This is a genomic window from Pseudomonas sp. NPDC089996, from assembly GCF_044748405.1.
Taxonomy (GTDB): domain Bacteria; phylum Pseudomonadota; class Gammaproteobacteria; order Pseudomonadales; family Pseudomonadaceae; genus Aquipseudomonas.
Map to the genome: position 1 here is coordinate 73,389 of NZ_JBIVGA010000006.1, position 20,435 is coordinate 93,823.

Sequence of the window (20,435 nt, forward strand, 5' to 3'; positions counted from 1 at the left end):
AGTTCAAGAAAGGAGAAACACCATGGCCGAAGCAAAAGTACTCAGTGGCGCTGGCCTGCGTGGCCAAGTGGCCGGCCAGACTGCACTGTCGACCGTGGGCCAGGCCGGTGCCGGCCTGACCTACCGTGGCTATGACGTTCGTGACCTGGCCGCCGGTGCCGAATTCGAAGAAGTCGCCTACCTGCTGCTGTACGGCGAGCTGCCGGGCAAGGCCGAACTGGCAGACTACAAGCGCAAACTCAAGGGCCTGCGTGACCTACCGCAGGCGCTGAAGGAAGTGCTAGAGCGCATCCCGCGCGATGCCCACCCGATGGACGTGATGCGCACCGGTTGCTCGGTGCTGGGTACCCTGGAGCCGGAGCTGACCTTCGATGCCCAGCGCGAGAAGACCGACCGCCTGCTGGCGCTGTTCCCGGCGGTGATGTGCTACTGGTACCGCTTCACCCACCACGGCGTGCGCATCGACTGCACCAGCGACGAAGATACCCTCGGCGGCCACTTCCTGCACCTGCTGCACGGCAAGAAGCCGAGCGAGCTGCATGTCAAGGTGATGAACGTGTCGCTGATTCTCTATGCCGAGCACGAGTTCAACGCCTCGACCTTTACTGCGCGGGTCTGCGCCTCGACCCTGTCCGATCTGTATTCCTGCGTCACCGCCGCCATCGGCTCGCTGCGCGGCCCGCTGCACGGCGGTGCCAACGAAGCGGCTATGGAGCTGATCGAGCGCTTCCAGAGCCCGCAGGAGGCTACTGCCGAACTGCTGCGCATGCTCGAGCGCAAGGACAAGATCATGGGCTTCGGCCATGCGATCTACAAAGAGTCCGACCCGCGCAACGAGGTCATCAAGGGCTGGTCGAAGCAGCTTGCCGACCAGGTCGGTGACACGGTCCTGTACCCGGTTTCCGAGGCCATCGACAAGACCATGTGGGAGCAGAAGCGCCTGTTCCCCAACGCCGACTTCTACCATGCCTCGGCGTACCACTTCATGGGCATCCCGACCAAGCTGTTCACCCCGATCTTCGTCTGCTCGCGCCTGACCGGCTGGGCTGCTCACGTGTTCGAGCAGCGCGCCAACAACCGCATCATCCGCCCGAGCGCCGAGTATGTCGGCGTCGAACAGCGCCAGTTCGTGCCGATCGAGCAGCGCTGAGTCGTAGATCGCCGGGGCTGCTGCGCAGCCCCTGTGGGAGCGGCCTTGCGTCGCGAAAGGGGCGCGCAGCGCCCCCAAGGGCCAGACCTGCACACCGAATACCGTGACCGAGCCTGATAACGATATGAACAACGCATTCCGCAAGAACCTGCCAGGCACAGCCCTGGACTACTTCGATGCCCGCGCCGCCGTCGAGGCCATCAAGCCCGGTGCCTACGACAGCCTGCCGTACACCTCCCGCGTGCTGGCCGAAAACCTGGTGCGCCGCTGCAACCCGGCCACCCTCGACGCCTCCCTGGGCCAGCTGATCGAGCGCAAGCGCGACCTCGACTTCCCGTGGTTCCCGGCCCGCGTGGTGTGCCATGACATTCTCGGCCAGACCGCCCTGGTCGACCTCGCCGGCCTGCGCGATGCCATCGCCGACAAGGGCGGTGACCCGGCCCAGGTCAACCCAGTGGTGCCGGTGCAGCTGATCGTCGACCACTCCCTGGCTGTGGAGTGCGGTGGTTTCGACCCCCAGGCGTTCGAGAAGAACCGCTCTATCGAAGACCGCCGCAATGAAGACCGTTTCCATTTCATCAACTGGACCAAGAAGGCGTTCAAGAACGTCGACGTGATCCAGCCCGGCAACGGCATCATGCATCAGATCAACCTGGAGAAGATGTCGCCGGTCATCCATAACGATCGCGGCGTGGCCTACCCGGACACCTGCGTCGGCACCGACAGCCATACCCCGCATGTCGACGCGCTGGGCGTGATCGCCATTGGTGTCGGCGGCCTGGAAGCGGAAAACGTGATGCTCGGCCGTGCCTCGTGGATGCGCCTGCCAGAAATCGTCGGCGTCGAGCTGACCGGCAAGCTGGCACCGAACATCACCGCCACCGACCTGGTACTGGCCCTGACCGAATTCCTGCGCAAGCAGAAAGTCGTCGGCGCCTACCTTGAGTTCCATGGCGAAGGTGCGCGTGCCCTGACCCTGGGCGACCGTGCCACCATTTCCAACATGGCCCCGGAGTACGGCGCTACAGCAGCGATGTTCGCCATCGACCAGCAGACCATCGACTACCTCAAGCTGACCGGTCGCGATGACCAGCAGGTGCAGCTGGTAGAGACCTACGCCAAGGTCGCCGGCCTGTGGGCCGACAGCCTGGCCAAGGCCGAGTACGAACGCACCCTGAGCTTCGACCTGTCGAGCGTGGTGCGCAACATGGCCGGCCCGTCCAACCCGCATGCCCGCGTCGCCACCAGCGAACTGGCCGCCAAGGGCATCGCCGGTACCTGGGAAGAAGTACCGGGGCAGATGCCCGACGGCGCGGTGATCATCGCCGCCATTACCAGCTGCACCAACACTAGCAACCCGCGCAACGTGATTGCCGCAGGCCTCCTGGCGCGCAACGCCAACAAGCTCGGCCTCAACCGCAAGCCTTGGGTCAAGTCATCGCTGGCACCCGGCTCCAAGGCCGTGCAGCTGTATCTGGAAGAGGCGGGCCTGGAAAAGGAGCTGGAGCAACTGGGCTTCGGCATCGTCGCCTTTGCCTGCACCACCTGCAACGGCATGTCCGGTGCGCTGGACCCGGTGATCCAGCAGGAAATCATCGATCGCGACCTGTACGCCACCGCCGTGCTGTCGGGCAACCGCAACTTCGACGGGCGTATCCACCCTTACGCCAAGCAGGCGTTTCTCGCTTCGCCACCACTGGTGGTGGCCTACGCCATTGCCGGTACCATCCGCTTCGACATCGAGAAGGACGTGCTGGGCGTGGTCGATGGCAAGGAAATCCGCCTCAAGGACATCTGGCCGAGCGACGAGGAAATCGACGCGGTCGTGCGTGCAGCCGTCAAACCCGAGCAGTTCCGCAAAGTCTACATTCCGATGTTCGCCATCGAGGAAGACCGCGGGCCGAAAGTCGCGCCTCTGTACGACTGGCGCCCGATGAGCACCTATATCCGCCGCCCGCCTTACTGGGAAGGGGCCCTGGCCGGTGAGCGCACCCTGCGTGGCATGCGCCCGCTGGCGGTGCTGCCGGACAACATCACCACCGACCACCTGTCGCCGTCCAACGCCATCCTGCTCGACAGCGCCGCTGGCGAATACTTGGCGAAGATGGGCCTGCCCGAAGAGGACTTCAATTCCTATGCCACGCACCGCGGCGACCACCTGACCGCCCAGCGTGCCACCTTCGCCAACCCCAAGCTGTTCAACGAGATGGTGCGCAAGGATGACGGCAGCGTAAAGCAGGGTTCGCTGGCGCGCATCGAGCCGGAAGGCAAGGTGACGCGGATGTGGGAGGCCATCGAGACCTACATGGAGCGCAAGCAGCCGCTGATCATCGTCGCCGGTGGCGACTATGGCCAGGGCTCATCCCGTGACTGGGCAGCCAAGGGCGTGCGCCTGGCGGGGGTCGAGGCGATTGTCGCCGAAGGCTTCGAACGCATTCACCGCACCAACCTGGTGGGCATGGGCGTGTTGCCGCTGGAGTTCAAACCGGGCACCGACCGCAAGACCCTGGGCCTGGATGGCAGCGAGACCTACGACGTGCTCGGCGAGCGCAAGCCGCGGGCGACACTGACCCTGGTGGTGACGCGGCGCAATGGTGAGCGTGTCGAAGTGCCGGTCACCTGCCGCTTGGACACTGCCGAGGAAGTGTCGATCTATGAGGCGGGCGGGGTGCTGCAGCGCTTTGCCCAGGACTTCCTCGAAGCCAGCGCTTGAACAGGACTTGAACATGGCACATGTACCGCAAGTAAAAATCCCCGCCACCTATATCCGTGGCGGCACCAGCAAGGGCGTGTTCTTCCGCCTGCAAGACCTGCCAGAGCCGGCTCAGGTACCTGGCCCGGCTCGCGATGCCTTGCTGTTGCGGGTAATCGGCAGTCCCGACCCTTACGCCAAGCAGATCGACGGCATGGGTGGCGCCACGTCCAGCACCAGCAAAACGGTCATCCTGTCGAAAAGCATCAAGCCTGAGCACGATGTCGACTACCTGTTTGGCCAGGTCGCCATCGACAAGGCCTTCGTCGACTGGAGCGGCAACTGCGGCAATCTCTCTGCCGCAGTGGGCTCGTTCGCCGTCAGCAACGGCCTGGTCGAGCCGGCGCGCATCCCGCGCAATGGCATCGCCACCGTGCGCATCTGGCAGGCCAACATCGGCAAGACCATCATTGCCCATGTGCCGATCACCGACGGCGAAGTGCAGGAAACCGGTGACTTCGAGCTCGACGGCGTGACCTTCCCGGCCGCCGAGGTGCAGCTGGAGTTCCTTGACCCTGCTGCTGACGAGGATGGCGACGGTGGCGCGATGTTCCCCACTGGCAACCTGGTGGACGACCTGGAAGTGCCGGGCATCGGCACCTTCAAGGCGACCCTGATCAACGCCGGTATCCCGACCGTGTTCGTCAATGCCGCCGACATCGGTTACACCGGCACTGAATTGCAGGATGCGATCAACGGCGACCCCCAGGCGCTGCAGCGTTTCGAGACCATCCGCGCCTACGGCGCCGTGCGCATGGGCCTGATCGAGCATGTCGACCAGGCTGCCGGGCGTCAGCACACGCCGAAGGTGGCTTTCGTTGCGCCGCCCAGCACCTACACTGCGTCCAGTGGCAAGGCGGTTGCGGCCGCTGACATCGACCTGCTGGTGCGTGCCTTGTCCATGGGCAAGCTGCACCACGCGATGATGGGGACCGCAGCTGTGGCCATCGGCACTGCTGCAGCCATCCCGGGCACGCTGGTCAACCTCGCTGCTGGCGGGGGCGAGCGCAGTGCCGTGCGTTTCGGCCATCCGTCCGGCACCTTGCGGGTCGGGGCCGAGGCGCGTCAGGTGGATGGCCAGTGGACGGTGACCAAGGCAATCATGAGCCGCAGTGCTCGCGTGCTGATGGAGGGCTGGGTTCGCGTGCCTGGCAATAGCTTCTAACGCACCACTGGCGCTCGGCTTTAGTTCGCTGGGGCTGCCTTGCAGCCCTTTCGCGACGCAAGGCCGCTCCTACAGGTATCGCGTACCCTTGTAGGAGCGGCCTTGCGTCGCGAAAGGGGCGCAAAGCGCCCCCGGCCATTCTGAAGGGAGCTGGCTATGAGCGCCAACGTGGACCTGAACGATCGCCCGGACTACGACCGGGTGCTGCAAACCCTCGCCGACTACGCCCTCACATACCGGGTCGAATCCCCCGAAGCCCTGGATACCGCCCGTAACTGCCTGATGGACACCCTCGGCTGCGGCCTGCTGGCCCTGCGCTTCCCTGAATGCACCAAGCTCCTCGGTCCGTTGGTGGAAGGTACCATGGTGCCCAATGGTGCGCGGGTCCCCGGCACCGCGTACCGCCTCGACCCGGTCAAGGCTGCCTGGGATATCGGCTGCACCGTGCGCTGGCTGGACTACAACGACACCTGGCTGGCCGCGGAATGGGCCCACCCCTCGGACAACCTTGGCGGCATCCTGGCGGTTGCCGACCATCTCTCGCAGAAACGTGTGGCCAGCGGCGAAGCACCGCTGCTGATGCGCGAGGTGCTCGAAGGCATGGTCATGGCCCACGAGATCCAGGGCGTGCTGGCGCTGGAAAACGCCTTCAATCGTGTCGGTCTCGATCACGTGATACTGGTCAAGGTGGCTTCGACAGCCGTGTGCGCCAGGCTGATGGGTGCCAACCGCGAGCAGATGCTTTCAGCCTTGTCTCATGCCTTCGTCGATGGCCAGGCACTGCGTACTTATCGCCATGCGCCCAACGCCGGTTCACGCAAGTCCTGGGCGGCCGGCGATGCTTCCAGCCGCGGCGTGCGCCTGGCCGATATCGCACTGCGTGGCGAAATGGGCGTGCCGGGTGTGCTGACGGCGGCGCAGTGGGGGTTCCATGACGTCTCGTTCAGCCACACCAACAAGGATCTGGCGGTAAAGCCGACCGGCCAGTATGAGCTGCGCCTGCCGCAACCCTTGGCCAGTTATGTGATGGAGAACGTGCTGTTCAAGGTCAGCTTCCCGGCCGAGTTCCACGCCCAGACGGCCTGCGAGGCGGCGGTGACCCTGCATCCGCTGGTACGTAACCGCCTGCATGAAATCGACCGCATCGTCATCACCACACAGGAATCGGCAATCCGCATCATTTCCAAGAGCGGCCCGTTGGCCAACGCCGCTGACCGTGACCATTGCCTGCAGTACATGGTGGCGGTGCCGCTGATCTTCGGTCACCTGGTGGCCGAGCATTATGAAGATGCCTTCCATGCCAATCACCCGAGCATCGATCGCCTGCGCGAGAAGATGGAGGTCGTCGAAGACCCACGCTTCAGTCGCGAGTATCTGGAGGCCGACAAGCGCTCGATTGCCAATGCCGTGCAGGTGTTCTTCAAGGATGGCAGCAGTACCGAGCAGGTGCTGGTGGAGTACCCGATCGGGCATCGGCGGCGGCGAGAGGAGGGGATACCGTTGCTGGAAGCCAAGTTCAGAGAGAACCTGGCGACGCGCTTTGTGCGGCAGCGGTGTGAGCAGATAGTCGGGCTGTGCAAGGACCAGCAACAGCTGGAGCAGATGGCGGTGCACAGGTTTGTGGATCTGTTCGTGATTTGAGGTGTCCTGTACCGGCCTCTTCGCGGGGCACAGGCCGAAACAAAAAGCCCCGGCATCGCTGCCGGGGCTTTTACTTGTAGCTTGCAGCTAACAACTTGCCGCTCAGCTTACGCCTGAACCACCGGGATCTTGGCGTTGGCAGCCGCTTCGCGGAACTCGGCGATCTGGTCGAAGCTCAGGTAGCGGTAGACGTCTGCAGCCATGCTGTCGATGTCTTTCGCGTACTGCATGTACTCTTCGACAGTCGGCAGCTTGCCGATGATCGAAGCGACAGCGGCCAGCTCGGCCGATGCCAGGTACACGTTGGTGGCGTCGCCCAGACGGTTCGGGAAGTTGCGGGTCGAAGTGGAGACCACGGTCGAACCGGTCTGCACACGTGCCTGGTTACCCATGCACAGCGAGCAGCCTGGCATTTCCATGCGCGCACCGGCCTTGCCGTAGATGCCGTAGTAGCCTTCTTCGGTCAGCTGGTGAGCGTCCATCTTGGTTGGCGGGGCCAGCCACAGACGGGTCGGGATACCGCCCTTGACCTTGTCCAGCAGCTTGCCGGCAGCGCGGAAGTGACCGATGTTGGTCATGCACGAACCGATGAACACTTCGTCGATCTTCTCGCCTTGTACCGAAGACAGCAGGCGGGCATCGTCCGGGTCGTTCGGTGCGCAGAGCACAGGCTCCTTGACGTCGGCCAGGTCGATTTCGATGATTTCGGCGTATTCGGCATCGGCGTCGGCCGACAGCAGCTCAGGCTTGGCCAGCCAGGCTTCCATGGCCTGGGCGCGGCGCTCCAGGGTGCGGGCATCGCCGTAGCCTTCGCCGATCATCCAGCGCAGCAGGGTGATGTTGGACTGCAGGTACTCGGCGATGGCCTTTTCCGGCAGCTTGATGGTGCAACCGGCAGCGGAACGCTCGGCCGAGGCGTCGGACAGCTCGAAGGCTTGCTCGACGGTCAGTTCGTCCAGGCCTTCGATTTCCAGGATGCGGCCGGAGAAGGCGTTTTTCTTGCCCTTCTTCTCGACGGTCAGCAGGCCTTTCTGGATGGCGTAGTAAGGGATGGCGTGGACCAGGTCACGCAGGGTGATGCCTGGCTGCAGTTTGCCCTTGAAACGCACCAGGATCGACTCTGGCATGTCCAGCGGCATGACGCCGGTGGCGGCGGCGAAGGCCACCAGGCCGGAACCGGCCGGGAACGAGATGCCGATCGGGAAGCGGGTGTGCGAGTCGCCACCGGTACCCACGGTGTCAGGCATCAGCATGCGGTTCAGCCAGCTGTGGATGATGCCGTCGCCCGGGCGCAGCGACACGCCGCCACGGGTGCGGATGAAATCTGGCAGGGTGTGGTGGGTGGTGACGTCGATCGGCTTCGGATAGGCCGCGGTGTGGCAGAACGACTGCATTACCAGGTCAGCGGAGAAGCCCAGGCAAGCCAGGTCTTTCAGCTCGTCACGGGTCATCGGGCCGGTGGTGTCTTGCGAACCCACGGTGGTCATCTTCGGCTCGCAGTAAGCACCTGGGCGCACGCCCTGGCCTTCTGCCAGGCCGCAAGCACGGCCGACCATCTTCTGCGCCAGGGTGAAGCCCTTGCCGGTGTCGGCTGGCTGCTCTGGCTTCTTGAACAGGTCAGATGGGCCTTGGCCCAGTTCGGCACGGGCCTTTTCGGTCAGGCCGCGGCCGACGATCAGCGGGATACGGCCGCCGGCGCGCACTTCGTCCAGCAGCACCTCGGTTTTCAGTGCGAATTCGGTGACCAGCTCGTCGCTGCCGTGACGGCGCACTTCACCTTTGAACGGGTAGACGTCGATGACGTCGCCCATGGCCAGGTTGGTGCAGTCGAATTCGATCGGCAGGGCGCCGGCGTCTTCCATGGTGTTGTAGAAGATCGGGGCGATCTTGGTGCCGAAGCAGAAGCCACCGGCGCGCTTGTTCGGCACGTACGGGATGTCGTCGCCGAAGAACCACAGCACCGAGTTGGTGGCGGATTTGCGTGAAGAACCGGTACCGACCACGTCACCGACGTAGGCAACCGGGAAGCCCTTGGCCTTGACCGCTTCGATCTGCGCCAGCGGGCCGACCGAACCCGGCTGGGACGGTTCGATGCCGTCACGGGCCATTTTCAGCATGGCCAGGGCGTGCAGCGGAATGTCAGGGCGCGACCAGGCGTCCGGAGCAGGGGACAGGTCGTCGGTGTTGGTCTCGCCTGGCACCTTGAACACGGTCAGGGTGTACTTGTCGGCGATCGCCGGGCGCGAGGTGAACCACTCGCCGGCAGCCCAGGAGTCCAGCACGGCCTTGGCGTGAGCGTTGCCGGCCTTGGCTTTTTCGGCCACGTCGTGGAAGGCATCGAACATCAGCAGGGTGTGCTTGAGCTGTTCGGCCGCGACGGCGCCCAGTTCGGCGTCGTCCAGCAGCGCGACCAGTGTTTCGATGTTGTAGCCGCCCTGCATGGTGCCCAGCAGTTCGGCAGCGTGCTTGCGGTCGATCAGTGGCGACTTGGCTTCGCCCTTGGCCACGGCGGAGAGGAAAGCGGCCTTGACGTAGGCAGCTTCGTCGACCCCTGGTGGAACGCGGTTGGTGATCAGGTCTACGAGGAAGGCTTCTTCGCCGGCCGGCGGGTTTTTCAGCAGCTCGACCAGGCCTGCAGTTTGTTCGGCGTTCAGCGGCTGGGGCACGATACCCAGGGCGGCACGCTCTTCGATGTGTTTGCGGTAGGCTTCAAGCACAGTTATTACCCTCATCAGTGGTCCCAAATAGGGTGTCCGGGACGCTCATCCAGCATTCGATGCACCCATGCACTGCCGCGGCTTTGTGGGCCGCCCAGCCAGAGTCGCAAAGAATCCTTACAGAAGCTGCTTTCAAAGTTTTACGCCTGCAGAACGGGAGCTGATGAGGGCTGGCGCGGGCATGCGAGGGATGCATGGCCCGGGCCAACGCCGTTCTACCGGATGAACTGTGCTCGTGACGCTTTGAAAACAGCTTCCAACGGACATTGTTGCCTTGAAAAGGCGGGATGATTCTACGGCAAAAAATGCCCGAAGGTAAGGCGCTGAACATGACTTTAACGGGTGACCCTGGTTAGACAAAGGGCTAACATGCCTCTGTGTTCCACCGCCAAGCCGTTGTTTTCAATGTCCAACCAGTCCATCAAAACCCCTTGCGTCGGCCTCTGCTCCACGGTGTACGGAGACACGGTGTGCCGTGGCTGCAAGCGTTTTCATCATGAAGTGATCAACTGGAACGGGTATGACGACGAGCAGAAGCGTGCCGTCTGGCTGCGCCTGGAGCAGTTGCTGGCGCAGGTGATGATGGCCAAGCTTGAAGTCTTTGACAAAAACCTGCTGCGCCAGCAGCTGCAGCAGCGTTCGATCCGCTTCGTCGAGCAACAGTCGGAATATTGCTGGGCGTACCAGCTGATCGCGCGCGGCGCGCGGATGATTCGCGACGTGGAGGCCTATGGCATGGTGCTGCTGCCAGAGTTTCGCAACTGGGAGTTGCCACAGTTGCGCGATGCGATCGACCGCGAGTTCTTCCTGCTGTCCGAAGCGCACTACCAACGTTACATCGCCCCCCACTTCCTGCGCGATGCCATGGGCAGCGCGCAGGGCCAGTGAGCGGCGCGGTTCAGTCGCCAGTGTATTCGCAGCCGCTGGTGCAGGTTTCGTGGATGCGCACTTTCGACAGTTCTGGCATCAATGGCTTGACCTGATCCCAGATCCACTTGGCGATCACTTCGCTGGTGGGGTTTTCCAGGCCCGGAATGTCGTTCAGGTAGTTGTGGTCCAGTTGCTCGTAGATCGGCTTGAAGATTGCCTTGACCTCGGCGAAGTCGCGGATCCAGCCGGTGTGCGGGTCCAGCGGGCCGGTCAGGTGCAGGCCGACCTTGAACGAGTGGCCGTGCAGGCGGCCGCACTTGTGCCCTTCAGGAACATGGGGCAGGCGGTGGGCCGATTCGAACGTAAATTCCTTGAAGATTTCCACTGTCATAACTCTGCGTGAATCAATAATGCGCGCAGTCTACCAGCATGATTCCTACAAGGCTTGCAGGCGTTCATGCAACCGCCCGGTGGCGATCAGCTCCAGCAACTCGTCACCCAGCCGCTGGCTTTCGGCAATAGCCTTGTACCAGTAGCGTTTACGGCTTGGCGCATCGCCCAAGAAACGCTTGAAATCGTTGCGGTCCGGCAGCTTGCCGAAGGGCAGGGCGGCCAGGTACTGCGGCGAGGGGGTCATCAGCAATACGTTCTGCAGGCGCGTGGCGTCGCCCTTGCGCCAAGGCAGTGCCTTGTCGAACCAGCCGGGCACCACCTTGTCGGTGAAATGCGGGTACAGCACCAGGTCATCACCGCGGTAGGGCAAGTCGAGGTGGTAGTCGAGCAGGCCGCCGTCGCGGTAAGTGCCGGCGCCTGCACCGGGGATGTCGCGCACACCTTCCATCACCATCGGGATCGAGCCCGAGGCCAGCAGGGCGTGGCGCAGGTTGGCCAGGCCCAGCGGCAGGCAGCGCGAGGGAAAGTCGGTGAGGGCGTCGAGCGGCGGAGCGCTGCGCTCGTCGTGCAGGATGATACGTTCGAAGTGCCGGGCCAGGCGTGCACGCCCCAACAGATTGCTGGCGATCACCGAACCCAGCCCCATGCCCAGGCGACCTCGGTGATCATGGGCGAGATGGCCGTGGCTTTTTACCACCAGGATGTTCAGGCGATAGTGCGCATTGGCGAGGATCTGCCCGTCGCGTCCCTGCAGCAGGTCGTCAAGCATGCGTTGGCAACTGCGGCTGATCTCGGCGGGGGTGACGCCCTTGGCGAAATCCTGCTCGGTGTACAGCTCCCCCAGGCGGCGGATGCCGGCGACCGGGTCATCGAGGCAGGCACTGGCGAAGCGCCAGGAGCCGATCGAAGCGCCGATCAGTGAGCGTTGCCGCGGTGCCGATGGCAGCCATTCGCCGAACAGCGCCAGGTCCAGGCCCTGGATGCCCAGCGGCTTGGGGCCACCTGCCGCGCCGGGCAGCACGCCGACGTCGGCAGCCTGCAGGCCCTTTTCGCGAATCTGGCGCAGGGCACGACGGCCTGCCTTGAAGGTCAGGGCAGGGAATTTGATGTGAATGGCGCTCATGACGGATCTCGCAGGCAACTTGCCGGCCATTATAGGACCTTGATGCCGCTGCGGCTGCGCTATCATGCCGCCAGCTGTTTTCAGGTTGGATTAAGGCCTGATGTTTAGTCTTGACCCCGTAAACAACTTCAACGTCGCTCAGGAGAGCCACCATGAAAACCATGACCGCCCTGTTCACCGCCGCCGCCCTCGCCCTGGGCGCCAACGCTGCCTTCGCCAAGGACGTTCAGCCTGACGAAGTGGTCAAGCTGGTCAATGCCAAGACCATCAAGCCGCTGGACGAACTCAAGGACACCGCCGTAGCCAAGCACCCGGGCGCCACCGTCAAGGACTCCGAGCTGGAAGACGAATACGGCCGCTACATCTACAAGGTCGAACTGCGCGACACGCAGAACGTCGAGTGGGATGTCGACCTGGATGCCAAGACCGGCGAAGTGCTGAAGGACGAGCGGGACAACTGATGATTCACTTGCCCCGGCCGGCGCGGTACCTGGCGCTGTCGCTGCTGGCCGTGTGCTCGCTGGCCGTTGCCCGCGACCTGGACCAGGATGAAGCGCTGAAGCTGCGTCAAAAGGGCATCATCCTGCCACTCGAACAACTGTTGGAAACCGCCCTGGGGCGTTACCCCGGGGCGCGTTTGCTGGAGGCCGAGCTTGAAGAGGATGATGACCGCTACGAGTACGAAGTCGAGTTGTTGACCCCACAAGGCGTGGTGCGCGAAATCAAGCTCGATGCCACTACCGGCGCCCTGCTCAAAGACGAGGAAGACGACTGAAATGCGCCTGTTGCTTGTCGAGGACAATGTGCCTCTGGCCGATGAACTGACCACCGGTTTGAAGCGTCAGGGCTATGCCGTGGACTGGCTGGCCGATGGCCGCGATGCGGTGTATCAGGGCCAGAGCGAACCTTATGACCTGATCATCCTCGACCTCGGCCTGCCGGGCTTGCCGGGCCTGGAGGTGCTGGCGCAGTGGCGTGCCGGCGGCCTGGCCACACCGGTGCTGATCCTGACCGCGCGAGGGTCGTGGGCAGAGCGTATCGAAGGCCTGAAAGCCGGGGCCGACGATTACCTGAGCAAGCCTTTTCACCCCGAGGAATTGCAGCTGCGCATCCAGGCGCTGCTGCGCCGCGCCCGCGGCCTGGCCAACCAGCCGACGCTGGAAGCTGCAGGTCTGCACCTGGATGAAGGCCGCCAATGCGTGAACCGCGACGGTGTCGACATCCAGCTCACGGCCGCGGAATTCCGCCTGCTGCGTTACTTCATGCTGCACCCGCAGCAGATCCTGTCCAAGAGCCACCTGGCCGAGCACCTGTACGACGGCGAGACCGAGCGCGATTCCAACGTGCTGGAGGTGCACGTCAACCACCTGCGCCGCAAGCTGGGGCGCAGCGTCATCGAAACACGTCGCGGGCAGGGCTATATCTATGCCGGGAGCGCCGGGTGAAGTCCATCCAGGCACGCCTTAGCCTGGGCCTGGTCGCCGTGCTGGTGGTGGTCGGCGCGATGCTCGCGCAGCTGACCCTGTGGTTGTTCGAGGCAGGCATGCAGCGCTACCTGGAAAACGGCCTGCGCAAGGAAAGCGAGAACCTGCTGGTGGCGCTGGTACGCGGGCCGTCCGGCCTGCAGTTGGACGAGCGGCGTGTCTCCGCTGCCTACCAGCGGCCTTTTTCGGGCTACTACTTCCGTATCGATTTCGAGCAGGGCACCTGGCGCTCGCGTTCGCTGTGGGACCTGGACATGCCCAAGCCCGCTGCGCCGGGGTTGTCCGACAGCCACGAACTGGGCCCGGAAGGGCAGCAACTGCTGGCGTTGCGCGCCGATTACCGGCGCCTGGGGCAGAACATCTCGATCAGCGTGGCGCAGGACTATTCGCCGGTGCGCGACGGCTTTCGTCGCCTGCAACAGATCGGCCTGGGCATGGGCCTGGTAGCATTGCTGCTGGTGCTGGTACTGCAGCGCATCACCGTCACCCGCTCGCTGCGCCCGCTGGAGCGCGCGCGCCAGCAGATCGCCCAGCTGCAGCAAGGCCAGCGCTCGCAGCTCGATGCCGAAGTGCCCAGCGAGCTGGCGCCGCTGGTGGACCAGATCAATCACCTGCTCAACCACACCGAAGACAGCCTGCGCCGCTCGCGCAATGCCTTGGGCAACCTTGGCCATGCGCTGAAGACGCCGCTGGCGGTGCTGCTCAGCCTGGCTGCCAGCGAGCGATTGAAAGGCCTGCCAGAGGTGCAGGCGCAGTTGCGTGAACAGCTGGAGCAGATTCAGCAGCGCCTGGCCCGCGAGTTGAATCGGGCGCGCCTGGCCGGCGATGCCTTGCCTGGGGCGCAGTTCGATTGCGATGCCGAGCTGCCGGGGTTGCTCGCGACCTTAGGCATGATCCATGGCGAAGGCTTGCTGCTTGAGCGCGATGTAGCGCCGGGCTTGCTGCTGCCGTGGGACCGGGAGGATGTTCTCGAGCTGCTCGGCAACCTGCTGGACAACGCCTGCAAGTGGGCCGACCGCGAAGTGCGCCTGGGCATCGCGCCGACCGCCGAGGGCTATCGGCTGTGGGTCGAGGATGACGGCCCCGGGATTCCCGAAAGCCAGCGGCTGCAGGTGCTTGAGCGCGGCTCACGGCTGGACGAGCAGGTCGATGGGCACGGGCTTGGGTTGGGGATTGTGCGCGATATCGTCGAGGCCTGGGGCGGGCGCCTGGCATTGTTGGAAAGTGGCCTGGGCGGGTTGCGGGTCAGCATCGAATTGCCGCGCAAGGCTCGGTAGCGCCGGGGGCGCCAAGCCCCTCGATCTTCTCTGCACTGCAAAAAAATTGCAGTACAGCCGCATTTTTTTGAATTGGTCCACACGCGCCCTTCCCGGCACAATCCCTCTCACGAAACCCTGCGGTTTCCATCTCTCCACGGACGGAGCCCCTTGTGATATTGCATCTGCAATACCAGGCCCAGGCCCTTTCGGCTGGGCTTTCTTTTTAACTAAAAAAACTACAGATCCTGATTACTCAAATGTCTGCCATGCGTTCCGAAAGTCGTCTGCAGCGGCTGTTGCCAGCGCCCCTGAATATTCCCCCCAGGCAATGGTTGCGTGCCGGTATAGGCGCGTTGCTTGGCCTGTTCCTCGCCGGTTGGCTGACCAGCCTGGCCTATGGCTCGGGCATCGCCCTGCACCTGCTTGGCCCATTGGCCGCATCGGCGGTGCTGGTGTTTGCCGTGCATTCCGGGCCGCTGGCGCAGCCGTGGCCAGTGCTCGGCAGCTATGCCCTGGCCGGCGCGGTCGGCCTGGCCATGCGCCAGGGCTTGGGCCCCGAGCTGTGGGTGGCCGCTGCCGCCCTGGGCATCTCGATTGTGCTCATGTGCCTGCTGCGCTGCCTGCACCCGCCGGGCGGTGGCGTGGCGGTGAGCGCGGTGCTGGCCGACTCGGGGCTGACGGCCATGGGCGACCACCTGCTGCAACCGGTGCTGCTCAATGCCCTGATCCTGGTGAGCGTGGCGGTGCTCTACAACCGCCTGACCGGAGTGCGCTACCCGAAAGGGGTGGCGCCGCGCAAGGACCTGCACCACACCCACGACCCGCTGCCCAGCGAGCGCGTTGGCATCAGCGGCGCCGACCTGGACCAGGCGCTGGAAGAGCTGGGCGAGTTTGTCGATGTCACCCGCGATGAGCTGGAACGCATCATCCTCGCCACGGAACAGCACGCGCTGCAGCGCAGCCTCGGCGGTATCACTGCAGCGTCGGTGATGTCCCGTGACGTGCAGTTCGCCTCCCCGGATACGACGCTGGAGCAGGCTTGGAAAATGCTCGCCAGCCACCACCTGAAAACGCTGCCGGTGCTGCAGCAGGGCAAGCTGGTGGGCATCGTCAGCCTCAGCGACCTGGTCGGCCCGGCGATGCAGCGCGGCCAGTTCAGTTGGCGTGGCCTGTTCGGCCGCAAAGCGGTGCGCATGGAGCAGGTGATGAGCCGGCGAGTGGTCAGTGTCAGCAGCCAACACCCTTTGGAACGCCTGCTGCCGTTGCTGTGTGAACAAGGCCTGCACTGCCTGCCGGTGCTCGAGGGCGACCAATTGGTGGGTGTGGTCACTCAGACTGACCTGATTGCCGGCCTCAAACGCCAGTTGCTCAGCGCCGCCAGCAGTGCTTCAGATAACCGGGTCCCAGCGTTGTGACCAATCGCTGGCGCCGGCTGCCACCAGCCGGCGCAGCACTGCGAAAGCCTGTTGCAGGGCTTCGCTGTCGCGCTTGCGCGGGTAGACAAGAAAAGTCGGGTAAGTGAATTCCGGCGCTTGTGGCACCCGCTCGAACACGCCGCTGTCCAGGTAGGCCTGCACCACGCGGGTCCGAAAGTAGCCACTTCCCCCTTGATCGAGGATGAACTGCAGGGCCAGCGGCCCCAGGTTGAAACTCAGCGCCGGGCGCGCGCAGTCGGGCAGGGCCGCGTCGTGCTGGCGGCGGAAGGCTTCGCCCCAGTCGATGTAGATGTACGGCTCGGGCTGCTCGACCCGGCGCACGCGGATCAGCTTTTCTTCCATCAATTGCTCCACCTGCAGCCCTGGGCCGTAGGTCGGCTGGTACACCAGTGCGGCGTCGAGCAGGCCCATTTCCACCTTGCGCAGCAGCGACTCGCCATCGCTCACCTCGCTGCGGATGGCATGGCTGGGCAGCTCGCGGTGCAGGTCGCTGACCCAGTCGAGCAGCATCGGGTTGCCCAGGCTCACTTCCGCGCCCACATGCAGTACCTGCTGGCAGCCTTCGGGCAGCGGCAGGTCGCGGCGTGCGGCTTCCCAGGTCTGCACCAGCTGGTTGGCATAGCTGACGAAGGCTTCGCCATCACTGGTCAGGCTGGCGCCGTTGCGGCTGCGCACGAACAGCTGGCAGCCCAGTTGCTGCTCAAGGCGCTGCACGCGGGCGGTGATGGCGGTCTGCGACACGCACAGGCGTTCGGCGGCGGCGACCAGGCTGCCGCACCGCACGATTTCCAGAAATGTTCGGGCCTGATCGATGTCCATGAGCTGCTCTGTGGCGGGGAGGAGCGCCTAGTCTAGAGGCTTTGCACCGTTGTGGGGCGTTTTTGCCGTGTCTGCAAATTTGCAGGTCCGTTGTGACTTTAGTCCCATGGCAGCCCCGGTGGTGCGGGCCATACTCACTGTTCGCCCTTCAATAACAACAAGTACCGGGTTTTCACCACCATGACCTACCAGCACAGCTACGCCCAATCCATTGCCGACCCTGCTGCCTTCTGGGCCGAACAGGCCGAATCCCTGGCTTGGTATCGCAAACCTTCGCTGACCCTGCAGGACAACCCTGACGGCACCCACCGCTGGTTCGCCGACGGCCGCCTGAACAGCTGCTACCTGGCCCTTGACCGGCAGATAGAACTGGGCCGCGGCGAGCAGCTGGCGCTGATCTACGACTCACCGGTGACCGGCGCGCAGCAGACCTTCACCTACAACCAGCTGCGCGACGAAGTGGCACGCCTGGCCGGCTTGTTGCGGCAGTTGGGCGTAGGCAAGGGCGACGGGGTGGTCATCTACATGCCGATGGTGCCCCAGGCGGCCATGGCCATGCTCGCCTGTGCGCGGATCGGTGCGGTGCATTCAGTGGTGTTCGGCGGGTTTGCCGCCAACGAACTGGCGCTGCGCATCGACGATGCGCGGCCGACGCTATTGCTCACTGCGTCCTGCGGCCTGGAGTTCGACCGCGTGATCGAATACAAGCCGCTGGTCGACCGCGCCCTGCAGGTGGCCCGCCATCAACCACGGCACGTGCTGGTGCTGCAAAGGGCCCAGGTCCCCGCGCAGCTGCAACCTGGCCGTGATCTGGACTGGCAGCAGGCGTTGGCCGGTGCCGAGCCCGCGGAGCCTGTGGCGCTGGATGCCGGCGACCCGCTTTACATCATGTACACCTCCGGTACCACCGGCAAACCCAAAGGCATCGTCCGCGAGAACGGTGGCAACGCCGTCGCGCTCTGTTATGCGATGCGGCATATCTACGGCATGCAGGCTGGCGATGTGTGGTGGGGTATTTCCGATGTCGGCTGGGTGGTCGGCCATTCGCTGATCGTCTACGGGCCGCTGATGAGCGGCTGCACCACGGTGTTCTACGAGGGCAAACCGATCCGCACGCCGGACGCCTCGGCGTACTGGCGGGTGGTCGAGCAGTACCGGGTCAATGCATTGTTCTGTGCGCCGACCGCCATGCGTGCAATCCGCAAGGAAGATCCCGATGGCGTGTTGATCGGCAAGCATGACCTGAGCTCGCTGCGCCAGCTGTTTCTGGCCGGGGAAAAGCTCGATTCCAGCACCCACCAGTGGCTGGAGCGGGTCACCGGCAAACCGGTGCACGACCATTGGTGGCAGACCGAAACCGGCTGGCCAGTGACCGCGCCTTGCGTGGGGCTGGAGGGCAGTGCGGCGCGGCCGGGTTCCAGCAACCGCGCGGTGCCGGGCTACCACGTGCGGGTGCTGGATGACGACGGGCACCTGCTGGGGCCCGACCAGCAGGGCGCCATCGTCATTGCCCTGCCGCTACCGCCGGGGTGCAGCCAGACCTTGTGGGGCGACCATGACCGCTACCTGCAGGCCTACCTGCAAACTTACCCAGGCTATTACCACACCGGTGACGGCGGTTATCTGGATGAAGAGGGCTTTGTCTACATCATGGGCCGCACCGACGACGTGATAAACGTCTCCGGTCACCGCCTGTCCACGGGAGAGATGGAAGACCTGGTCGCACGCCACCCGGCGGTGGCCGAGTGTGCAGTGATCGGCGTGCATGACGAGATCAAGGGGCAGGTGCCGCTGGCGCTGGTGGTGCTCAAGGATGGCGAAGGCATTGCCGAGGCGCAGTTGCTGGTGGACCTGGTCGGCAGTGTGCGGGAGGCGATCGGTGCGCTGGCGTGTTTCAACCGGGTACGCCTGGTGAAGCGCTTGCCCAAGACCCGTTCGGGGAAAATATTGCGTGCGGTGCTGCGCAAGATTGCCGATGGGCAGGCTTATGTGCCGCCATCGACCCTGGATGACCCGGTGGTGCTTGGGGAAATAGAGGCGGTGCTGGCGGATCTGCCACGGGCTGGCTGATGGGTTGACCTGTTCCGGCCTCTTCGCGGCGTTAGCCGCGAAGAGGCCCGATCAGGCCATAGAGCGATCAGGCCCGATCTGGTGCAGTTGCCCCAAGCGACTGCGGGTCCGCATCAGGTCGGCCAGCGGCCCGCCGAGGCTTTCTTCAAGTGGCCTGCGCCCGATCACTGTCACCTGCCGATCCTGGTCATACAGCACATCCACCAGGTTGACGAAGCGCTGCTGCGCCGCCAGCGAGCACTCGGCCAGATCATCCAGCCCATCGATGATCCACTCGTCGTACTGGCCGGCCAGCACCAGGTAGTCGATCACTGCCGTGGCCTTCTCACACAGATCGTCAAAGGCCAGCACCACCCGCCGGCCTTCGATGGCCAGCGCGCGCAACGGGCGTTTGTTCACCTGCAGCACGACCGGTTGCTCAGCCGGTACGTTCAGCGCCTGACGCTGTGCCGCATCCCCGGGCCACGCATAGTGCCCCTGGGTGAAACGCTGGTGCTCGCGGTTGGCCGGCAGGCTGCGGAAGTCGGTGTCGCCGCCGACTTCGAGCACGTCCATCGAGCTGTTGATCAGGCGGATCACCGGCAGGAAGCGCTCGTGGTACAGCGGGTTGGGCAGCAAGCCTTCAGGCGCGTAATTGGACGTCAGCAACAAAAAGATGCCACGGGCGAACAGGGCGTTGAACAGGCGGGTCAGCAGCATGGCATCGCCGATGTCATGCACATGGAACTCGTCAAAGCACAGCACCTGGCAGTCGCCCAGCAGTTCATCGAGGGTCGCGCCCAGGGCGTCGTCCAGTTGCCGGTGCTGGTGCATGCCCTGGTGCAGGCGGGCGAAAAAGTCATGGAAGTGCAGGCGCTGCTTGGCCGCTACGGGTACCGCCTGGAAGAAGCCATCGAGCAGCCAGCTCTTGCCGCGGCCGACCGAGCCATGCAGGTAAAGGCTGCGTGGCTGGCCGCCTTCCAGTTGCGCAAGCTGCCCGGCCATGCGGTCGATGACCCGCCGTTGGCCGTCACTCAGCTGATAGCCACGGCTGTGCGCCTTGTCCTCGAACCAGCCGAGCAGCTCGTTCTGGTTGGGCGACGTACCGCGCAAGCGTTGGCCGAGCTGACGTAATGGGGAGGGGATCCAGGCAGACAAAAGCATAAGCTCCTTGGACAAAGGCAGGGCAGCGTGGAGCTTGCCCGAGGGCGGCCATTTTGACCAATGGAAAAAGTACCTGGCAATGATCGGCTGGCGAGATGGATCAGGCTTTGCGTTCCAGCTGGCGCTCGATCATGTACTTCACGGCCAGCCGGCGTTCCTTGAGGTGGCGCAGGTCTTCGTCGACGAAATTGCCTGCCGAGATCGATTCGGCGGCCAGCACCTGGTTGTCGATGTCCATGTACTCGTCGAGCAGGCGATCCAGGGTCTTGTCCTGCTGGCGGCGCTGTTGGACGATTTCGCGCGGGTAGTGCAGGTCCTGATAGAGGTCGTGGGAAACGGGCATGGGGTCCTCCTTGGTGAATGCAGTTCGCTTACCTGATTGGAAGGGAGGAATGCGATTGTGTTGAAGGGAG

General features: G+C 64.2%; 17 protein-coding genes. 11 read left to right on the top strand and 6 right to left on the bottom strand.

Annotated features, from left to right (window positions below; all coding sequences use genetic code 11):
- Nucleotides 1-22 precede the first annotated feature (22 nt).
- The 4 genes from prpC to prpD all read left to right on the top strand — a co-directional run bounded on the left by prpC (nucleotide 23) and on the right by prpD (nucleotide 6,708).
- A complete protein-coding gene (prpC, locus tag ACIPW4_RS12255) occupies nucleotides 23-1,150 on the top strand; it encodes a 2-methylcitrate synthase (protein ID WP_400658123.1) in 1,128 nt (375 codons plus the stop codon).
- A 124-nt stretch (nucleotides 1,151-1,274) separates the two neighbouring features.
- Nucleotides 1,275-3,863 (top strand): Fe/S-dependent 2-methylisocitrate dehydratase AcnD, encoded by a 2,589-nt coding sequence (gene acnD, locus ACIPW4_RS12260; RefSeq protein WP_400658126.1) that lies wholly within the window; start codon nucleotides 1,275-1,277, stop codon nucleotides 3,861-3,863.
- Between the two features lie 13 nt (nucleotides 3,864-3,876).
- Nucleotides 3,877-5,067: a 2-methylaconitate cis-trans isomerase PrpF gene (gene prpF / locus ACIPW4_RS12265; protein WP_400658128.1), complete on the top strand. Its 1,191-nt coding sequence runs from the start codon at nucleotides 3,877-3,879 to the stop codon at nucleotides 5,065-5,067.
- A gap of 156 nt (nucleotides 5,068-5,223) precedes the next feature.
- Nucleotides 5,224-6,708: a 2-methylcitrate dehydratase gene (gene prpD, locus ACIPW4_RS12270; protein ID WP_400658130.1), complete on the top strand. Its 1,485-nt coding sequence runs from the start codon at nucleotides 5,224-5,226 to the stop codon at nucleotides 6,706-6,708.
- Nucleotides 6,709-6,815: 107 nt separating this feature from the next.
- Here prpD and acnB read toward each other — a convergent pair whose 3' ends face one another.
- Nucleotides 6,816-9,425 (bottom strand): bifunctional aconitate hydratase 2/2-methylisocitrate dehydratase, encoded by a 2,610-nt coding sequence (gene acnB, locus ACIPW4_RS12275; RefSeq protein WP_400658622.1) that lies wholly within the window; start codon nucleotides 9,423-9,425, stop codon nucleotides 6,816-6,818.
- 405 nt (nucleotides 9,426-9,830) lie between these two features.
- Here acnB and ACIPW4_RS12280 point away from each other — a divergent pair, with 405 nt between their 5' ends.
- Nucleotides 9,831-10,313: a DUF1289 domain-containing protein gene (locus ACIPW4_RS12280; RefSeq protein ID WP_400658624.1), complete on the top strand. Its 483-nt coding sequence runs from the start codon at nucleotides 9,831-9,833 to the stop codon at nucleotides 10,311-10,313.
- Between the two features lie 10 nt (nucleotides 10,314-10,323).
- Here the strand turns inward: ACIPW4_RS12280 and queD are convergent, their stop codons facing one another.
- Nucleotides 10,324-10,680, bottom strand: coding sequence for a 6-carboxytetrahydropterin synthase QueD (gene queD / locus ACIPW4_RS12285; protein ID WP_012271598.1), 357 nt, complete (start codon nucleotides 10,678-10,680; stop codon nucleotides 10,324-10,326).
- Between the two features lie 51 nt (nucleotides 10,681-10,731).
- Complete coding sequence (locus tag ACIPW4_RS12290) at nucleotides 10,732-11,811, bottom strand: patatin-like phospholipase family protein (protein ID WP_400658132.1); 1,080 nt, start codon at nucleotides 11,809-11,811, stop codon at nucleotides 10,732-10,734.
- Nucleotides 11,812-11,963: 152 nt separating this feature from the next.
- Here ACIPW4_RS12290 and ACIPW4_RS12295 point away from each other — a divergent pair, with 152 nt between their 5' ends.
- The 5 genes from ACIPW4_RS12295 (at nucleotide 11,964) to ACIPW4_RS12315 (ending at nucleotide 15,969) form a co-directional block, all read left to right on the top strand.
- Nucleotides 11,964-12,272 (top strand): PepSY domain-containing protein, encoded by a 309-nt coding sequence (locus tag ACIPW4_RS12295; RefSeq protein WP_400658135.1) that lies wholly within the window; start codon nucleotides 11,964-11,966, stop codon nucleotides 12,270-12,272.
- Complete coding sequence (locus ACIPW4_RS12300; RefSeq protein ID WP_400658138.1) at nucleotides 12,272-12,586, top strand: PepSY domain-containing protein; 315 nt, start codon at nucleotides 12,272-12,274, stop codon at nucleotides 12,584-12,586. Before ACIPW4_RS12295 ends, ACIPW4_RS12300 begins: the two co-directional genes overlap by 1 nt.
- A gap of 1 nt (nucleotide 12,587) precedes the next feature.
- A complete protein-coding gene (locus tag ACIPW4_RS12305) occupies nucleotides 12,588-13,256 on the top strand; it encodes a response regulator transcription factor (RefSeq protein ID WP_400658141.1) in 669 nt (222 codons plus the stop codon).
- Nucleotides 13,253-14,572 carry a sensor histidine kinase gene (locus tag ACIPW4_RS12310; protein ID WP_400658144.1) on the top strand — a complete coding sequence of 440 codons (1,320 nt, stop codon included), beginning with the start codon at nucleotides 13,253-13,255 and terminating at the stop codon, nucleotides 14,570-14,572. The genes ACIPW4_RS12305 and ACIPW4_RS12310 overlap by 4 nt, the downstream gene beginning before the upstream one ends.
- Nucleotides 14,573-14,811: 239 nt before the next feature.
- Complete coding sequence (locus ACIPW4_RS12315; protein WP_400658147.1) at nucleotides 14,812-15,969, top strand: HPP family protein; 1,158 nt, start codon at nucleotides 14,812-14,814, stop codon at nucleotides 15,967-15,969.
- Here the strand turns inward: ACIPW4_RS12315 and ACIPW4_RS12320 are convergent.
- A complete protein-coding gene (locus tag ACIPW4_RS12320; protein WP_400658150.1) occupies nucleotides 15,943-16,809 on the bottom strand; it encodes a LysR family transcriptional regulator in 867 nt (288 codons plus the stop codon). The two genes, ACIPW4_RS12315 and ACIPW4_RS12320, sit on opposite strands and share 27 nt — an antisense overlap.
- Nucleotides 16,810-16,989: 180 nt before the next feature.
- On the opposite strand from ACIPW4_RS12320, the gene ACIPW4_RS12325 reads away from it, so the two are divergent.
- A complete protein-coding gene (locus ACIPW4_RS12325) occupies nucleotides 16,990-18,879 on the top strand; it encodes a propionyl-CoA synthetase (protein ID WP_400658153.1) in 1,890 nt (629 codons plus the stop codon).
- Between the two features lie 51 nt (nucleotides 18,880-18,930).
- Here ACIPW4_RS12325 and zapE read toward each other — a convergent pair whose 3' ends face one another.
- A complete protein-coding gene (gene zapE / locus ACIPW4_RS12330) occupies nucleotides 18,931-20,016 on the bottom strand; it encodes a cell division protein ZapE (protein ID WP_400658156.1) in 1,086 nt (361 codons plus the stop codon).
- A gap of 106 nt (nucleotides 20,017-20,122) precedes the next feature.
- Nucleotides 20,123-20,365 (bottom strand): hypothetical protein, encoded by a 243-nt coding sequence (locus tag ACIPW4_RS12335; protein ID WP_400658159.1) that lies wholly within the window; start codon nucleotides 20,363-20,365, stop codon nucleotides 20,123-20,125.
- Between the last annotated feature and the right edge of the window lie 70 nt (nucleotides 20,366-20,435).

Bases quoted from the DNA above. Each gene is read 5' to 3' on its own strand.
- ACIPW4_RS12305 (WP_400658141.1), top strand. From the start codon at position 12,588: ATGCGCCTGTTGCTTGTCGAGGACAATGTGCCTCTGGCCGATGAACTG.
- prpD (WP_400658130.1), top strand. From the start codon at position 5,224: ATGAGCGCCAACGTGGACCTGAACGATCGCCCGGACTACGACCGGGTG.
- ACIPW4_RS12325 (WP_400658153.1), top strand. From the start codon at position 16,990: ATGACCTACCAGCACAGCTACGCCCAATCCATTGCCGACCCTGCTGCC.
- acnD (WP_400658126.1), top strand. From the start codon at position 1,275: ATGAACAACGCATTCCGCAAGAACCTGCCAGGCACAGCCCTGGACTAC.
- ACIPW4_RS12295 (WP_400658135.1), top strand. From the start codon at position 11,964: ATGAAAACCATGACCGCCCTGTTCACCGCCGCCGCCCTCGCCCTGGGC.
- ACIPW4_RS12320 (WP_400658150.1), bottom strand. From the start codon at position 16,809: ATGGACATCGATCAGGCCCGAACATTTCTGGAAATCGTGCGGTGCGGC.
- ACIPW4_RS12280 (WP_400658624.1), top strand. From the start codon at position 9,831: ATGTCCAACCAGTCCATCAAAACCCCTTGCGTCGGCCTCTGCTCCACG.
- prpC (WP_400658123.1), top strand. From the start codon at position 23: ATGGCCGAAGCAAAAGTACTCAGTGGCGCTGGCCTGCGTGGCCAAGTG.
- prpF (WP_400658128.1), top strand. From the start codon at position 3,877: ATGGCACATGTACCGCAAGTAAAAATCCCCGCCACCTATATCCGTGGC.
- ACIPW4_RS12315 (WP_400658147.1), top strand. From the start codon at position 14,812: ATGTCTGCCATGCGTTCCGAAAGTCGTCTGCAGCGGCTGTTGCCAGCG.
- ACIPW4_RS12300 (WP_400658138.1), top strand. From the start codon at position 12,272: ATGATTCACTTGCCCCGGCCGGCGCGGTACCTGGCGCTGTCGCTGCTG.
- ACIPW4_RS12290 (WP_400658132.1), bottom strand. From the start codon at position 11,811: ATGAGCGCCATTCACATCAAATTCCCTGCCCTGACCTTCAAGGCAGGC.
- ACIPW4_RS12335 (WP_400658159.1), bottom strand. From the start codon at position 20,365: ATGCCCGTTTCCCACGACCTCTATCAGGACCTGCACTACCCGCGCGAA.